Origin of the sequence: Agromyces laixinhei, assembly GCF_006337065.1 — a bacterium.
In the GTDB taxonomy this organism is placed as follows: domain Bacteria; phylum Actinomycetota; class Actinomycetes; order Actinomycetales; family Microbacteriaceae; genus Agromyces; species Agromyces laixinhei.
Genome location: NZ_CP040872.1, coordinates 2,261,176 through 2,276,678, shown reverse-complemented (window position 1 = coordinate 2,276,678; position 15,503 = coordinate 2,261,176). Strand labels below are relative to the sequence as shown.

The window sequence follows — 15,503 nt, the reverse complement described above, 5'->3', positions numbered from 1 at the left end:
CCGTTCGCATGCAGTGTGAGTGAACCCATCAAGATCGACATCTGGTCCGACATCGCCTGCCCCTGGTGCTACATCGGCAAGCGCCATCTCGAGAGCGGGATCGCATCGCTCGGCGAGGATGCGCCGGAGCTCGACATCACGTATCACTCCTTCGAGCTCGCGCCCGACACCCCGGTCGATTTCGAAGGCTCGGAGATCGACTTCCTCGCGAGGCACAAGGGCATGCCCGCCGAGCGCGTGCAGCAGATGCTCGAGCACGTCACGGGTGTGGCGGCGAGCGCCGGACTCGACTACGACTTCGACGCACTGCAGCACACGAAGACGCTGAAGGCGCACGAACTGCTGCACTTCGCGAAGGAGCGGGGTCGCCAACTCGAACTGACCGAGCGCCTGTTGCGTGCCTACTTCACCGAGGGCCGTCACCTCGGCCGCGTCGACGAACTCGTCGAACTCGGTGCCGAGGTCGGCCTCGACGCCGACGCGGCACGCGAGGCACTCGAATCGGGTCGCTATGCCGCCGCCGTGCAGGCCGACATCGCGCAAGCACGGGAGTACGGCATCAACGGCGTGCCGTTCTTCGTCATCGAGGGCAAGTACGGCATCTCGGGTGCACAGCCCGCAGAGGTCTTCGCCCGGGCGATCACCCAGGTCGCCGGTGAGCGTGACGGAGCAGCCGCGTGACGGCCCCCGTGCCGGCGCCCGAGACAGTGGCCGAGGCTGCGGCGGAGGCCACGGGCAGGGCGGATGCCGCGGCGCCCACGCCGTTCTCGATGATCATGGGCGACCCGTCGGCCATGGTCTGCGAGGGCGACGCCTGCTACGTTCCGGGCACTCGGCCGGGGGAGTAGCTACTCGGGATCGCTGATGTCGGCCACGGTCGCGCCGAAGGCGTCGATGAGCCGATCGGCGTCGACGAAGAGGCTGCGACCGTGCTCGCCTGCGCCCATCGACACGCGCCGCCCCGCAATCGAGGCATCGACGACGACCGGCCAAGCCGTGGTCGATCCGAGCGGCGTGATGGTGCCGCGTTCGTAGCCCGTCGCGGCGAGCGCGACGGAGGCATCGGGCAGCTGGAGCTTGTTCACGCTGAGCAGCGTGCGCAGCTTCGGCCACGAGATCTTGCGACCACCCGGAACGAGGGCGAAGACGAACGCGCCGTCGCTGCGCTTGACGACGAGTGACTTGACGATGTCGGAGGGCGTGATGCCCATGAGCTCGGCGGCCTCCTCGAGACTGCGCGCCGCCGGTCGGTCGATGATCTCGACGTCGAGGCCGCGGGCCTCGGCATCAGCCCGCACCCGATCCGCGCCCGTGAGCTCCGCCATCTCGTCCTCCCCAGCCTCGTCCTCCGAGAATCCTAGGCGCGCTCGGGCGAAGCGGGCGAGTGCGCCCGGAATTCTGGGAGAATCGACGGTGATGTCCTCCACCACACTGTCTCGCGGCCCGCTGGCGATCGGCCGGCTCGCGCTCGACGTGCCCGTCGTGCTCGCCCCCATGGCCGGCATCACGAACACGGCCTTCCGCCTGCTCTGCCGCGAGTTCGGCGCCGGCCTCTACGTCAGCGAGATGATCACCTCGCGTGCCCTCGTCGAGCGCACACCCGAGTCGATGCGCCTCATCACGCACCACGAGTCCGAGTCGCTGCGCTCCATCCAGCTCTACGGCGTCGACCCGAAGACCGTGTCAGAGGCGGTCACCATGCTCGTCGCCGAAGATCGGGCCGACCACATCGACCTGAACTTCGGATGCCCCGTGCCGAAGGTCACCCGAAAAGGCGGCGGCGCGGCGCTGCCGTGGAAGAACGGGCTCTTCCGCGACATCGTCGAGGGCGCCGTGAAGGCGGCCGGCGACATTCCGCTCACCGTCAAGATGCGCAAGGGCATCGACGCCGACCACCTCACCTACCTCGAGGCCGGCCGCATCGCCGAGGGCGCGGGCGTCGCCGCCGTCGCGCTGCACGCGCGCACAGCCTCGGAGTTCTACTCAGGTCAGGCCGACTGGTCTGCCATCGCGAAGCTCAAAGAGACCGTTACGAGTGTGCCGGTGCTCGGCAACGGCGACATCTGGTCGGCCGACGACGCGCTGCGCATGGTCGAAGAGACCGGATGCGACGGCGTCGTCGTCGGGCGCGGATGCCTCGGGCGCCCGTGGCTCTTCGGCGATCTCGCGGCGGCGTTCCGCCCTTCGGCGGACTCGGCGACCGTCACGTTCCAGCCGTCGCTCGGTCAGGTCGCGCAGACGTTCCGGCGGCACGCCGAGCTCCTCGCCGAGTTCTTCGACAGCGAAGAGCGCGGGTGCCGCGACATCCGCAAGCACGTCGCCTGGTACTTCAAGGGCTATCCCGTGGGCGGCGACCTGCGGGCAAGGCTCGCGACCGTGGAGTCGCTCGCGCAACTCGACGAACTGCTCGGCACGCTCGACTGGTCGATGCCCTACCCGGGTGAAGGCGCCGAAGGGCCGCGGGGGCGGGCTGGCACGCCCAAGAAGCCAGCGTTGCCCGAGGGCTGGCTCGACTCGCAGGAGCTGGTCGGCCACGACCGGGTCACCCTGGTCGGCGCCGAACTCGACACGAGTGGCGGCTGAGCGTGCGCGAACCACTCTTCGGGGGCTACGAGGCCCTCGACACCGAGCGCCGGCTCCCCGAAGAGCACTCCTCGCGGCGCAGCGACTTCGCGCGCGACCGTGCCAGGCTGCTGCACTCGAGCGCGCTGCGGCGACTCGCTGCGAAGACCCAGGTACTGAGCCCTGCCGCAGGCCTCGACTTCGCACGCAATCGGCTCACGCACTCGCTCGAGGTCGCCCAGGTCGGCCGCGAGCTCGCCGCGAGTCTCGGGCTCGATCCCGATGTCGTCGACACCGCGTGCCTCGCGCATGACCTGGGGCACCCGCCGTTCGGCCACAACGGCGAGCGGGCGCTCAACGCCTGGGCCGCCGACATCGGGGGCTTCGAGGGCAACGCGCAGACGCTGAGGCTGCTCACGAGACTCGAGCCGAAGGTGTTCGGTGCCGACGGCCGCAGCTACGGCCTCAATCTCACGCGTGCGAGCCTCGACGCGAGCTGCAAGTACCCGTGGCCCGAGGCGACGAGCGTCGCCGACCCGTCGGGCCGGGCGAAGTTCGGCTTCTACCAGGGCGACACCGAGGTGTTCAGATGGCTCCGGGCGGGTGCACCCGAGCGCCGGCTCTGCATCGAGGCGCAGGTCATGGACCTCTCCGACGACATCGCCTACTCGGTGCACGACTTCGAAGACGCGATCGTCGGCGGCTATGTCGACGTCGCCGCGCTCGGGGCCCGCGTCGACCACGAGAGCCTCGTCGATTCGATGCACGAGTGGATCGGTGGCGCGATCGGCCACGACGAGCTCATCGCGGCCTTCGACCGACTCGATTCCCTCGACGGCTGGCTCGACACCTGGAGCGGCGGTCGCCGCGACCAGGCGCGACTCAAGAACCTCACGAGTCAGCTCATCGGTCGATTCGCCCATGCGGCGACGGATGCCACTCGTTCGGCCTTCCCGCTCGCGAGCCTCATCCGCTTCGATGCCGATGTCATCGTTCCACGCGAGATTCAGGCCGAGATCGCGGTGCTGAAGGGCATCGTGGCGGCGTACGTGATGTCGAAGAACACGCGTCAGCCGATCTACCACCAGCAGCGGGAGGTGCTCACGACACTGGCCGAAGCGCTGTACGAGACGGGCGAGGCGCACCTCGATGTCGGCTTCGCGGAAGACTGGCGTTCGGCGGCCGACGATGCGGCCCGCAAACGCGTCGTCGCCGACCAGGTCGCGAGTCTCACCGACCAGTCGGCGCTCGCCTGGCATGAGCGGCTCGTGCGGCAGTGACGGCTCCGGTCCGCGGCATCCCTTCGGCGAGCCCGGGGAACATAGGATGAGAGCCATGGCGGGCCGAATTCGACAGGATGACGTCGAAGAAGTGAAGGCACGCACGAACATCGCCGACATCGTGGGCGAGCACGTCAGCCTGAAGTCCGCCGGGGTCGGCTCGATGAAGGGGCTCTGCCCCTTCCACGACGAACGCAGCCCGAGTTTCCACGTGCGCCCCGGGCTCGGCTACTACCACTGCTTCGGTTGCGGCGAATCCGGTGACGTCTACACCTTCCTGCAGCGCATGGACCATGTCTCGTTCACCGAGGCGGTCGAGCGACTCGCGGGCCGCATCAGCTTCGAGCTCCACTACGAAGACGGAGGCCAGGCCTCCGACCACGGCAACCGTGCCCGACTGCTCGCGGCCAACCAAGCGGCCGCCGACTTCTTCGTCGAGCGTCTGAGCGCCCCCGACGCCGACGTCGGACGGCGGTTCCTCGGCGAGCGCGGCTTCGACGCCGAGGCCGCGCGGCGCTTCGGGGTGGGCTTCGCGCCGAAGAGCTGGGATGCCCTGACCGACCACCTCACGGGCCGGGGGTTCACGACCGAGGAGCTCGCGGCATCCGGCCTCGTCTCCCAGGGCGACCGCGGTGTCTACGACCGCTTCCGAGGCCGCCTCGTGTGGCCGATCCGCGACGTGACGGGCCAGACCGTCGGCTTCGGCGCCCGGCGCCTGCTCGACGACGACAAGGGGCCCAAGTACCTGAACACCCCCGAGACCGCGATCTATCACAAGTCGCAGGTGCTCTACGGGCTCGACCTCGCCAAGCGCGACATCTCCAAGACCCACCGCGTCGTCGTCGTCGAGGGGTACACCGACGTCATGGCCTGCCACCTCGCCGGCGTCACCACGGCGATCGCGACGTGCGGCACCGCGTTCGGCGTCGATCACATCAAGGTGCTGCGCAGAGTGCTCGGCGATGCCTCCGGCGTCGGCGAGGTCGTGTTCACCTTCGACGGTGATGCCGCCGGCCAGCAGGCGGCGATGCGCGCCTTCGGAGAAGAGCAGCGTTTCGCGGCCCAGACCTTCGTCGCCGTGGCGCCCGACGGGCTCGACCCGTGCGACCTGCGCCTCGCCCGCGGTGACGCGGCCGTGCGTACGCTCGTCGAGTCGCGCACGCCGATGTTCGAGTTCGTGATCAGGCACACGCTCGCCCGCTACGACCTCGAGACCGTCGAGGGCCGGGTCGCCGCGCTCCGGGCGGCGGCGCCCGTCGTCGCCGAGATTCGCGACCCGGCCATGCGACCGGGATACACACGCGAGCTCGCCCGCATGCTCGGCGTCGAGCTCGGGGAGGTCACGCGCGCGGTGCGCTCGGCGTCGAGCCGGCCGAAGCCGGGTGAGGCGGGCGGCGGGCGGCCTGCGGCATCCGCCACCGCCGCCACCGAGACGCCGGATGCCCCTGAGCGCCCGTTCTCCATCACGCAACTGCCCAGCGACCCCGCGACCCGCCTCGAGCGCGACGCGCTGCAGGTCATGGTGCAGTACCCCGACGCGCTCGGCACGGAGCTGCTCCGTCACGCGGTCGACTGCCGCTTCGGCAACCCGTCGCTCGCAGTGATCCGCGACGGCATCGCATCCGTGCTCGCCTCGTCCGACCCGCACGTGAGCGTCGACCGCGTCATCGCCGAGGTGCCGGCGCCGTTCGCCGGACTCGTGCATCAGCTCGCCGTCGCTCCCGTGCCGCAGCGCAGCGAGGCAGAGCTCGCGGTCTACGTGCAGGGCGTGGCGGGTGCGCTCATCGACCGCGAACTGCTGCGTCAGAAATCGGAGCTGCTCGGCCGACTGCAGCGCACCGATCGCGCCGACACCGCCGCGTTCGCAACCCTGCAGCGGGCTCTCGTCGAGATCGAGACCGAGCGCCGGGCGCTCAGGGCCGACTGACTCAGGGCCGACTGACCAGAGCCGATTGACGGCCGGCTTCGAGTCACCCGCTCATGCGCGGCCCCGAACGCGCATCGCTTGCGTCGAAGGTTGCAGATCGGTAAATATTCGGCCGTCGGTCAGCTGTGCCAAGCAGCATTCAAGCGCCGTGTGCTACGTCTTGGGGATACGAAAACGCGCGTGCGCTCGGCGCAGCGCGCTTCAGTCATGACAGGAAGAGGTAGACGGATATGACATCCGCATCCAAGAACGGTCGGCGCGGCCTCATCGCAGTGGCCGGTCTCTCGGTCGCAGCCCTCGCATTCGCCGGCTGCTCCGCCGGCGGTGGTGGCGGCGGCGAGGCCTCGGGCAGCACCCTCACCATCGGCACGACCGACAAGGTGACCACGCTCGACCCGGCCGGCTCGTACGACAACGGCTCGCTCGCCGTGCAGACGCAGGTCTTCCCATACCTGCTGAACACCGACTACCAGAGCACCGACGTCGTGCCCGACCTCGCCGAGACGGCCGAGTTCACCTCGCCGACCGAGTACACGGTGACCCTGCCCGAGGGCCTGAAGTGGGCCAACGGCAACGATCTCACCGCTTCCGACGTGAAGTTCTCGTTCGACCGCCAGCTCGCGATCGCCGACCCCAACGGCGCTTCGAGCCTGCTGTACAACCTCGACAGCACCGAGGCCGTCGACGACACGACCGTCGTGTTCCACCTGAAGGCGGAGAACGACCAGGTCTTCCCGCTCATCCTCACGAGCTTCCCGGGCGCGATCGTCGACGAAGAGTCCTTCGCGGCCGATGAGCTCACCTCCGACGACGACATCGTCGCGGCGAACGCGTTCGCCGGGCCCTACATGATCACGAGCTACGACTTCAACACGCTCATCTCGTTCAAGAAGAACCCCGAGTACCAGGGCCTTCTCGCCGAGGCGAAGACCGAAACGGTCAACCTGAAGTACTACGCCGAGTCGTCGAACCTGAAGCTCGATGTGCAGGAGGGCGGCATCGACGTCGCCTACCGCAGCCTCTCCGCGACCGACATCGAAGACCTCAAGGGCAATGACGCGGTCAACGTGGTCGAGGGCCCCGGCGGCGAGATCCGCTACATCGTCTTCAACTTCGACACGCAGCCGTTCGGTGCGAAGACCGCTGAAGCCGACCCGGCCAAGGCGCTCGCCGTGCGTCAGGCCGTCGCCGACCTCATCGACCGCGACGAGATCGCCGAGCAGGTCTACAAGGGCACCTACACGCCGCTCTACTCCTACGTGCCCGCCGGCATCGAAGGTTCGATCGAGCCGCTGAAGGAGCTCTACGGCGACGGCGCGGGCGCGCCCGACGCCGACAAGGCGACGGCCACGCTCGAAGCCGCCGGCGTGACCACGCCGGTCGAACTGAACCTGCAGTACTCGAACGACCACTACGGCCCCTCGTCGGCCGACGAGTACGCGCTCATCAAGGACCAGCTCGAGGCGAGCGGCCTGTTCACGGTGAACCTGCAGACCACCGAGTGGGTGCAGTACTCCGAAGACCGCGTCGCCGACGCCTACCCCGCGTACCAGCTCGGCTGGTTCCCCGACTACTCGGATGCGGACAACTACGTCACGCCGTTCTTCCTGATCGAGAACTTCCTCTCGAACCACTACGTGAACCAGGAGGTCAACGACCTGATCATCAAGCAGGCATCGGAGCCCGACCCCGCCGCGCGCACCGCGCAGATCGAGGAGATCCAGCAGATGGTGGCGGCCGACCTGTCGACCGTGCCGTACCTGCAGGGTGCTCAGGTCGCGGTCACCGGCACCGATGTGGAGGGCGCCGACGAGACGCTCGACGCGTCGTTCAAGTTCCGCTACGCGGCGCTCTCGAAGGGCTGAGTCGGCTGAGCGACTAGAGTCGCATACGCAGGAACGGGTGGCCCGCTCTTCGGAGCGGGCCACCCGCATTCGAGCCCCCACCCGATTGGCGAACATTGACCTCAACGACGACGGCGCCCGCCGGCAGCGCTTCCACTGAACGGCGGCGACCGCCGAGATCCTCCGGCGGCGGCCTGCGCCGCTACATCATCGTGCGGGCGCTCCTCATCATCCCGACGGTGTTCATCCTCGTCACCCTGGTCTTCGTGCTCATGCGCTCGACCGGCGACCCGATCACCGCCAAGCTCGGAGGCCAGCTCCCCGCCGACCAGCTCGCCGAGCGCATCCAGGCCGCCGGCTACGATCGCCCGATCATCGTGCAGTACTTCGAGTACATCGGGCAGATCATGACGGGCAACTTCGGCACCACGCTCACCGACAACCGTCCGGTCACCGAGCTGCTCTTCACCTACGGCAGCGCGACCCTCGAGCTCGCGTTCTACGCGCTCCTCGTGGCCTTCGTCGTCGGCATCCCGTTCGGACTCGTCGCCGCGTACTTCCGCGACAAGGGGCAGGATGCCTCGCTGCGCGTGTTCGCCATCCTCTGCTACGCAACTCCGGTGTTCTTCGCCGGCCTGCTGCTGAAGCTCGTCTTCTCCGTCTGGCTCGGGTGGCTGCCGGTGGCCGGGCGGGCCTCCGTCGGCGCGCAGCTGCAGATGCAGGTGCTGCCCAACAAGACGGGCCTGTACACGATCGATGCGATCATGACCGGCGACCCGGCCGTGCTCGGCGACGTGCTCGCCCACGCGGTGCTGCCGGCCATCGCGCTCGGCCTCCTGACGGCCGGCATCTTCCTGCGACTCGTCCGCACCAACGTCATCGGCACGCTGTCGACCGATTACGTCGACGCGGCGCGCTCACGCGGGGTCAGCGAGTACCGGCTCGTGCGCAAGCACGCGTACCGCCCGGCACTCATCCCGATCATCACGGTCATCGGGCTGCAGATCGCTCTGCTGCTCGGCGGCGCAGTGCTCACCGAGACGACGTTCGAGTGGAACGGACTCGGCTTCCAGCTCATCGAGTACATCAAGGCGCGCGACTTCGTCGCCGTGCAGGGCATCGTCGCACTGCTCGCCGTCATCGTCGCGCTCACCAACTTCATCGTCGACATCATCGCGGCGCTCATCGACCCGAGGGTGAGGTACTGACATGTCGACCGACACCGTCACCAGTGCGCCGAAGCGGCGCCTCCGCGACCGGCTTCCCGTCGTGCACCAACTGCGCCAGAGCGTCGGCCTGCAGCGCGGCATGCTCGTCGCCGGCCTACTGCTCACCGGGCTGTTCGTGTTGATCGCGATCCTCGCGCCGTTCATCGCTCCGTACGGCTTCGCGCAGTTGCGCGGTGCCGATGGTCCGTTCGGCGCCCAGCAGCCCCCGTCGGCGGAGCACCTCTTCGGAACCACGGTGGGCGGCTACGACGTGCTGTCGCGCGTGATCTGGGGGTCGCAGACCGCGATCCTCGTGATCATCATCGCCGTCGTGCTCTCGATCTTCGCGGGCGTGCTGCTCGGCCTCGTTTCGGGGTATTTTGGCGGCGCGCTCGACCGCCTGCTCGTCGTCCTCAGCGACGCCATCTACGCCTTCCCCTCGCTGCTGCTCGCGATCGTCATGGCGATCGTGATCTCGGGCGGCCAGTCGAGCCTCTGGGGCGGCGTGTTCGCGGCGGCGATCGCCATCACCGTGGTCTTCATCCCGCAGTACTTCCGGGTGATCCGCGCCGAGACCGTCCGCATCAAGGCCGAGGCCTTCGTCGAGTCGGCGAAGGTGCTCGGCGCCTCCAACGGCCGCGTCATGTTCCGCCACGTCTTGCGGAACGCGACCCGAACCCTCCCGCTCATCTTCACGCTGAACGCGTCGGAGGCGATCCTGACGCTCGCGGGCCTCGGCTTCATCGGCTTCGGCATCGAGCCGACCTCGGCGGCCGACTGGGGGTACGACCTCAACAATTCGCTGTCAGACGTCTCGAGCGGCATCTGGTGGACGGCCCTCTATCCGGGCCTCGCGATCGTGCTCGTGGTGCTCGGCGTCACGCTCGTCGGTGAGAGCCTGAACGACCTCGCCGACCCGCGACTGCGCGGTCGTCGTCGGGTGGCGCAGGCATCGGGCGACGTCGCCGAGACATCCGTCGTTCCCGGCGGAACGCTGACGGCCGGCCCCGGGGGACTCGACGGTCTCGAAGGCGGCGAATCATTCGACGAGCACGGAATCGAGGTACGGCCATGAGCACGGTCGTCAACATCGAGGCGCTCGGCGTCTCATTCTCCACCGACGCGGGTGCGGTGAAGGCCGTCGACGGCGTTTCGCTGACGGTCGATCGCGGCGAGGTGCTCGCGATCGTCGGCGAGTCCGGCAGCGGCAAGACGGTCACGGCGAAGACGATCCTCGGACTGCTGCCCGAGACGGCGACCACGAGCGGTGCCGTCATCCTGTCGAACAAGGCGGGCACGGCAGAGCACGACGTCGTTGCGCTTTCGAAGAAGCAGCTTCGCGCCGTCAGGGGCACGGATGTCGCGATGGTGTTCCAGGAGCCTTCGACGGCGCTGAACCCGGTATTCACGGTCGGCTGGCAGATCATCGAGGGGCTCCGCGCCCACAGCAAGATCTCGAAGAAGGAAGCGCGGGCGAAGGCGATCGAGATCCTCGGGCGCGTCGGCATCCCCGACCCAGAGCACCGCATCGATCACTACCCGCACGAGTTCTCGGGCGGTCAGAAGCAGCGCGTCGTCATCGCGATGGCGCTCGTGCTCGACCCCGGCCTCATCGTCGCCGACGAGCCGACCACCGCGCTCGACGTGACGGTGCAGGCCGAGATCCTCGACCTGCTTCGCCGCTGCCGCGACGAGTTCGGCATGGGCATCGTGCTCATCACGCACAACATGGGCGTGGTCGCCGATCTCGCCGACCGGGTGGCCGTGATGTACCAGGGGCGTGTCGTCGAGGAGGCCGACGCGAAGACGCTCTTCGCCTCGCCGAACGACGAATACACGAAGACGTTGCTGGCCGCGGTGCCGTACGTCGGCACCGGCACCGCGAGCGCCATCGAACGTGTCGCGCAGCGACCGTCGGACTGGGCTGAGCAGACGCCGGTGGTCGAGGCATCCGGTCTCGAGATCGTCTACCCGGGTCGCATGGGAAGGCCTGGCTTCCAGGCCGTCGGCGGCGTCGACTTCGTGATCCGACCGGGCGAAGTACTCGGCCTCGTGGGGGAGTCCGGATCGGGCAAGACCACGATCGGTCGCGCGATCGCGGGCCTGACGAAGGTCACCGGAGGCTCGCTCCGCGTGCTCGGTCACGAGATGCACGGTGTGCGCGAGCGTGCGTTCCGGCCGCTGCGCAGCCGCATCGGCTTCGTCTTCCAAGACCCGGCTTCGAGCTTCAACCCGTTGCTGACGATCGCCGACTGCGTCGCGGAGCCGCTCGTCATCCACGGGCGGGCGTCGAACCCCGCGGCGGCGCGAGCACGCGTCGATGAACTGCTCGAGGCGGTGCAACTGCCGAAGGCCTACGGCGATCGATACCCGCATGAGCTGTCGGGCGGCCAGCGCCAGCGCGCGAGCCTGGCCCGCGCACTCGCGCTCGAGCCCGAGCTGCTGATCGCCGACGAACCGACGTCTGCGCTCGACGTGTCGGTGCAGGCGAGGGTGCTCGAGCTCTTCGCCGAGCTGCAGCGGGAGTTCGGGTTCGCCTCGCTCTTCATCAGTCACGACCTCGCCGTCGTCGACATCGTCGCCGACCGCATCGCGGTGCTCTACCGGGGTGCGCTCGTCGAGGAGGGCACGGGTGCCGAGGTGCTCGGTGCGCCGAGCGAGCCGTACACGCAGCGCCTGCTCGCGTCGCTGCCGGTGCCCGACCCGGTGGCCCAGGCCGAGCGGCGCGTCGAGCTCAGTCGAATCCGGGAGGCAGGATGATGCGTGCCGCCGCCCACGGCTTCCCGATCGTGCTCGACGACCTGTCGGTCGAGTACCCGGCGAAGGGGCCGAGCCCCGCTCACGTCGCGTTGCACGGGCTGAGCCTCACGGTCGCTCCCGGCGAGGTGCTCGGGCTGCTGGGCAGCGCAGGAAGCGGCAAGACCACCCTCGCCCGGCTGCTCTCGGGGGTCGCGTTCGACACGCGGTCGGCTGAGGGGCGCCCGGTCGTCACCGGCGGTGATGCGACCGTGCTCGGTCAGTCGCTGCGCCGCATCCAGAAACGCCGGCTTCCCGAGTACCAGTTCCACATCGGCTACCTGCCGCAGGATGCCGCCTCGACGCTGCCGGCCGATCGCACGGTCGCCGAGATCATCGGCGAGCCGATCCTCGAGCGCGACCACCGATACAACGCCCGCGCCCTCGCCACGAGGGTGGCCACGATGCTCGACGGCGTTCGGCTCTCGCTCGGCAAGCTCGACCTGTACCCGTACGAGCTCTCGGGCGGGCAGCGGCAGCGCGTCGCGCTGGCGCGGGCGCTCGTGCTCGGCCCATCGGTGCTCATCGCCGACGAACCGACCGCCGGCATCGACCTCACGGTGCGCGACGTCGTGGCGCAGCTGATCGGCGAACTCCGTCACGAACACACCTTCTCGGCGATCATCATCAGCCACGACCTGCCGGTGCTCCGCAGCACGGCCGAGCGCATCGCCGTGCTCGATCGCGGCCGGCTCGTGGCGATCGGCACGATCGACGAGGTACTCGACGACCCGCGGCATCCGTATGTGAAGGCGCTGGCCGGAGCGCTCGATGCCGGTCACGCGGTGATCGACGACCTCGACATGGGCCCGACGGCATGATGGATGCCGCGGTGTTCCCGACGTGCGCATGAAACCGCATCGTGCGGGGTGCCTCGGATTGGGAGTCGGGCGTACCTTTTGCTAGAGTATCCATCGCTGAACAAGCGATCCTCCATAGCTCAATTGGCAGAGCAATCGGCTGTTAACCGGTAGGTTCTTGGTTCGAGTCCAAGTGGGGGAGCAGCGGCCCGGTCTCTTCGGAGGCCGGGCCTCTTTCGTCTCCGATCGATCGTGAGACGCTCGATCGGCGAGCGGAGTCGGATCGGCGAGCGTCGTCGGAGTCGGGCGGCCTGAACGGATTCTGGAGTGGCCTGTGGACGAGCGCGCCGAGGCAGCGGCACCCGGTGGCGGCGATGAGGCTGCCGTCGAGGCCGCAGGCCGAACCGCTGCGATCCGTGACAGCCTCGCCGTCGGGATCGCCACCGCCATCTACGGCATCTCGTTCGGAGCCCTCGCGGTCGCGGCCGGGCTCGATGTCTGGCAGACGTGCTTCCTCAGCCTCGTGATGTTCACGGGAGGCTCGCAGTTCGCCCTCGTGGGGGTGCTCGCGAGCGGGGGCGTCGCCGCAGGCGGCTCGGCGATCGCCACCGCGGCGATGCTCGGCATCCGCAACGTCGTCTACGGCATGCGCATGAAGCCGATCGTCGACGGCATCGACCCCGAAACGGGGCGTGGCAGCATCGTGCGCCGCGTCGCCGCCGCGTGGATCACGATCGACGAGTCGACCGCCGTCGCGCTCGCCCAACCGAATGATCGGGCCGCACGGGTGGGCTTCTGGGTCACGGGCATCGTGGTCTTCGTCGGCTGGAACCTGACCACGCTCGCCGGTGCCCTCATCGGCGACGCCATCGGCGACACCCGGACCTGGGGGCTGGATGCCGCTGCGGCTGCGGCTTTCCTCGGCTTGTTGTGGCCCCGGCTCAAGCGGTTCCAGGCGGGTGCCGTCGCCGTCGCAGCGGCGATCGTCGCAACCCTCGCCACTCCGGTGCTCATGCCCGGGCTCCCAGTGCTCGTCGCCGCGGTCGTCGCGGTCGTCGTCGGCTGGTTCAACCTCTTCGATCGGAGGCGAACCGCGTGACCACCTGGCACATCATCCTCATCGCCAGTGCGGCGACCCTCGCACTCAAGCTCGCCGGCCACCTCGTGCCCGCCGGGTTCCTCGAGCGCGAGCGTCCGGCGCGCATCGCCGACCTGCTCACCGTCGCGCTGCTTGCAGCGCTCATCGCGGTGCAGACCCTCGGCGTCGGCCAGCAGATCGTGGTCGACGCACGGGTGCCCGCGGTGATCGTCGCCGCGGCGCTCTACGCGCTCCGAGTGCCGTTCGTCATCGTCGTGGCCGTCGCCGCTGTGGTCGCGGCCGGCATCCGCGCGCTGGCGTGAATCGGCGCCACGCGGCATCCGTGAATCTGGGCCTGTTCAGGCGTCGAGGTCGTCGACGCCCGGCATCCACTGCGCACCCGGCCGGCCCCACCCGAGCTTGCGGGTGATCTTCGCGACGATGCGCTGGTCGCGCTCCCCGAGCCGATCGGTGTACAGCGTGCCGTCGAGGTGGTCGTATTCGTGCTGGAAGATGCGAGCGAGCCATCCTTCGGCCTCGATCTCGAAGCGCTCACCGTCGAGGTCAGTGGCGCGAAGGATCGCGCGCTCGGCGCGGCGGAGCCCGAAGCGTTCGCCGGGGAATGAGAGGCATCCCTCCTCTTCGTCGATGTCGGGCTCCCCGGCGGGCGGGGGCGAGATCCAGAGCTCGGGATTGATCGCGACGCCGCGCCAGCGGTTGCCGCTCTCCTCCACCCATGCATAGGTGAACAGGCGGAGCCCCGCGCCCACCTGCGGACCGGCGAGCCCCACGCCCGGCGCGGCATCCATCGTCTCGAACATGTCGGCCACGAGGGCGCGCACTTCGTCGTCGATGTTCTCGACCGGGAGGGCTGGGGAATGCAGCACCGGGTCGCCGGTGATTCGAATGGGGAGCACGGCCATTCGGCAAGGATATCCACCGCCGAACCGGTAGGGTCGATGCGTGGAACCGGACTTGAGCGACCTCACTGAGCAGATCGCACTCGACCCCACACAGTTCATCGGAATCCCGCTCGCCCTCGTCGGCGCCGTGTTCCTCTCGCTCGGCGCGCAGTTCCAGCACCGAGGCGTGGTCAAGGTCGAGTCGCGCACGGTCGACAGCTTCGGCAAGGGCCTGAACGTCAAGCAGCTCGCACTGCTGCTCGCGCGGCCCTCGTGGGTGCTCGGCACGGTCATGCTCGGCCTCGCGATCGTCTTCCAGCTGTCGAGCCTCTACTTCGCCCCGCTCATCGTGGTGCAGCCGCTCGGCGCCATCGCACTCGTCATCACCTCGATCCTCAACTCGCGCATCAACCATGTGAAGCTGAACAGCAAATCGATCTCGGCGATCGTCATGTGCGTGGGCGGCGTCTTCCTCTTCGTCGGCGTCGCGGCGTTCACGGCGGTCGACAAGCCGGTCACCGACCGGCAGCTCGTCACGATCCTCATCATCCTCGCCGTCGTGCTCGTGCTCGCGGGCCTCGCCTTCGCGATCTTCCGCCAGCACATCCGCGCGATCTTCTACGTCATCATGGCCGGCGTGCTCTACGGCTTCGTCGCCACGCTCGCCAAGGTCGTGATCGGGCGCATCGAGCAGGGGGAGTTCGATTGGCTCACCACCCTCTGCGTGCTCGGTCTGGTCGGTGCGGCCGCGCTCGGCGCGTATTTCGTACAGAACGCCTACGCCTCGGGGCCGCCCGACCTCGTCATCGCAGGGCTCACGGTCGTCGACCCGATGGTCGCCGTGGCGATCGGCATCGTCGTGCTCGGCGAGGCGTCGCAGGCCCCGCCGTGGGCCATCGGCGTGTTCATCGTGGCCGGGGTCATCGCCGTCTGGGGCGTCTTCCAACTGGCGCGCAATCACCCGCAGACGCGCCTGTGAACCGAGCGGATGCCGCTTCGGCGACATGCATGCGCAGGGAACGACCTGGTCGATTGCGTAGACTATCGTCGGATTGAGTTCGCGCGCCGATCCCTATGGCGGCGCCCCGACGAGGGCCGATGGCCCT

At 68.8% G+C, this 15,503-nt stretch carries 15 protein-coding genes and 1 tRNA gene; 14 read left to right on the top strand and 2 right to left on the bottom strand.

The window, feature by feature from the left end; genetic code table 11:
- Nucleotides 1–15: 15 nt before the first annotated feature.
- Both FHG54_RS10745 and FHG54_RS16370 read left to right on the top strand, forming a co-directional pair.
- On the top strand, nt 16–681 hold the full coding sequence (locus tag FHG54_RS10745) for a DsbA family oxidoreductase (protein ID WP_139417265.1): 666 nt from the start codon (nt 16–18) through the stop codon (nt 679–681).
- Complete coding sequence (locus FHG54_RS16370; protein ID WP_168197165.1) at nt 678–848, top strand: hypothetical protein; 171 nt, start codon at nt 678–680, stop codon at nt 846–848. The genes FHG54_RS10745 and FHG54_RS16370 overlap by 4 nt, the downstream gene beginning before the upstream one ends.
- On the opposite strand, the gene FHG54_RS10740 is transcribed toward FHG54_RS16370, so the two are convergent.
- Nucleotides 849–1,325, bottom strand: a complete 477-nt coding sequence (locus tag FHG54_RS10740) for an aminoacyl-tRNA deacylase (protein ID WP_139418410.1) — start codon at nt 1,323–1,325, stop codon at nt 849–851. It abuts the gene before it with no gap.
- 91 nt (nt 1,326–1,416) lie between these two features.
- Here FHG54_RS10740 and dusB point away from each other — a divergent pair, with 91 nt between their 5' ends.
- From dusB to FHG54_RS10685, 11 genes are all read left to right on the top strand, one after another.
- Entirely contained in the window at nt 1,417–2,583 is a 1,167-nt protein-coding gene (dusB, locus tag FHG54_RS10735; protein ID WP_139417264.1) for a tRNA dihydrouridine synthase DusB, read from the top strand.
- 2 nt (nt 2,584–2,585) lie between these two features.
- The gene (locus FHG54_RS10730; protein WP_168197164.1) at nt 2,586–3,842 is read left to right on the top strand and encodes a deoxyguanosinetriphosphate triphosphohydrolase; all 1,257 of its coding nucleotides are present in this window, start codon (nt 2,586–2,588) and stop codon (nt 3,840–3,842) included.
- 55 nt (nt 3,843–3,897) lie between these two features.
- Nucleotides 3,898–5,769, top strand: a complete 1,872-nt coding sequence (gene dnaG / locus FHG54_RS10725) for a DNA primase (protein ID WP_139417262.1) — start codon at nt 3,898–3,900, stop codon at nt 5,767–5,769.
- Nucleotides 5,770–5,999: 230 nt separating this feature from the next.
- Entirely contained in the window at nt 6,000–7,634 is a 1,635-nt protein-coding gene (locus tag FHG54_RS10720; protein ID WP_139417261.1) for an ABC transporter substrate-binding protein, read from the top strand.
- Nucleotides 7,635–7,729: 95 nt separating this feature from the next.
- A complete protein-coding gene (locus tag FHG54_RS10715) occupies nt 7,730–8,821 on the top strand; it encodes an ABC transporter permease (protein ID WP_139417260.1) in 1,092 nt (363 codons plus the stop codon).
- A gap of 1 nt (nt 8,822) precedes the next feature.
- Nucleotides 8,823–9,896 carry an ABC transporter permease gene (locus tag FHG54_RS10710; RefSeq protein ID WP_139417259.1) on the top strand — a complete coding sequence of 358 codons (1,074 nt, stop codon included), beginning with the start codon at nt 8,823–8,825 and terminating at the stop codon, nt 9,894–9,896.
- Nucleotides 9,893–11,581: an ABC transporter ATP-binding protein gene (locus tag FHG54_RS10705; RefSeq protein WP_139417258.1), complete on the top strand. Its 1,689-nt coding sequence runs from the start codon at nt 9,893–9,895 to the stop codon at nt 11,579–11,581. The genes FHG54_RS10710 and FHG54_RS10705 overlap by 4 nt, the downstream gene beginning before the upstream one ends.
- A complete protein-coding gene (locus FHG54_RS10700; protein ID WP_168197163.1) occupies nt 11,581–12,438 on the top strand; it encodes an ATP-binding cassette domain-containing protein in 858 nt (285 codons plus the stop codon). The genes FHG54_RS10705 and FHG54_RS10700 overlap by 1 nt, the downstream gene beginning before the upstream one ends.
- 108 nt (nt 12,439–12,546) lie before the next feature.
- Nucleotides 12,547–12,619: transfer RNA gene (locus FHG54_RS10695), tRNA-Asn, on the top strand.
- A 210-nt stretch (nt 12,620–12,829) separates the two neighbouring features.
- Nucleotides 12,830–13,516 carry an AzlC family ABC transporter permease gene (locus FHG54_RS10690; protein ID WP_233437912.1) on the top strand — a complete coding sequence of 229 codons (687 nt, stop codon included), beginning with the start codon at nt 12,830–12,832 and terminating at the stop codon, nt 13,514–13,516.
- Nucleotides 13,513–13,818: an AzlD domain-containing protein gene (locus FHG54_RS10685; protein WP_139417255.1), complete on the top strand. Its 306-nt coding sequence runs from the start codon at nt 13,513–13,515 to the stop codon at nt 13,816–13,818. The genes FHG54_RS10690 and FHG54_RS10685 overlap by 4 nt, the downstream gene beginning before the upstream one ends.
- 36 nt (nt 13,819–13,854) lie before the next feature.
- Here FHG54_RS10685 and def read toward each other — a convergent pair whose 3' ends face one another.
- Nucleotides 13,855–14,418, bottom strand: a complete 564-nt coding sequence (gene def / locus FHG54_RS10680; protein WP_139417254.1) for a peptide deformylase — start codon at nt 14,416–14,418, stop codon at nt 13,855–13,857.
- A 40-nt stretch (nt 14,419–14,458) separates the two neighbouring features.
- Between def and FHG54_RS10675 the strand changes: the two genes are divergently transcribed.
- Nucleotides 14,459–15,376 carry a DMT family transporter gene (locus FHG54_RS10675; protein ID WP_139417253.1) on the top strand — a complete coding sequence of 306 codons (918 nt, stop codon included), beginning with the start codon at nt 14,459–14,461 and terminating at the stop codon, nt 15,374–15,376.
- The last annotated feature ends 127 nt before the right edge of the window (nt 15,377–15,503 follow it).

Excerpts from the sequence above, each read along its gene's own strand:
- FHG54_RS10740 (WP_139418410.1), bottom strand. The coding sequence starts at position 1,325 with ATGGCGGAGCTCACGGGCGCGGATCGGGTGCGGGCTGATGCCGAGGCC.
- dusB (WP_139417264.1), top strand. The coding sequence starts at position 1,417 with ATGTCCTCCACCACACTGTCTCGCGGCCCGCTGGCGATCGGCCGGCTC.
- dnaG (WP_139417262.1), top strand. The coding sequence starts at position 3,898 with ATGGCGGGCCGAATTCGACAGGATGACGTCGAAGAAGTGAAGGCACGC.
- FHG54_RS10720 (WP_139417261.1), top strand. The coding sequence starts at position 6,000 with ATGACATCCGCATCCAAGAACGGTCGGCGCGGCCTCATCGCAGTGGCC.
- FHG54_RS10710 (WP_139417259.1), top strand. The coding sequence starts at position 8,823 with ATGTCGACCGACACCGTCACCAGTGCGCCGAAGCGGCGCCTCCGCGAC.
- FHG54_RS10705 (WP_139417258.1), top strand. The coding sequence starts at position 9,893 with ATGAGCACGGTCGTCAACATCGAGGCGCTCGGCGTCTCATTCTCCACC.
- FHG54_RS10700 (WP_168197163.1), top strand. The coding sequence starts at position 11,581 with ATGCGTGCCGCCGCCCACGGCTTCCCGATCGTGCTCGACGACCTGTCG.
- def (WP_139417254.1), bottom strand. The coding sequence starts at position 14,418 with ATGGCCGTGCTCCCCATTCGAATCACCGGCGACCCGGTGCTGCATTCC.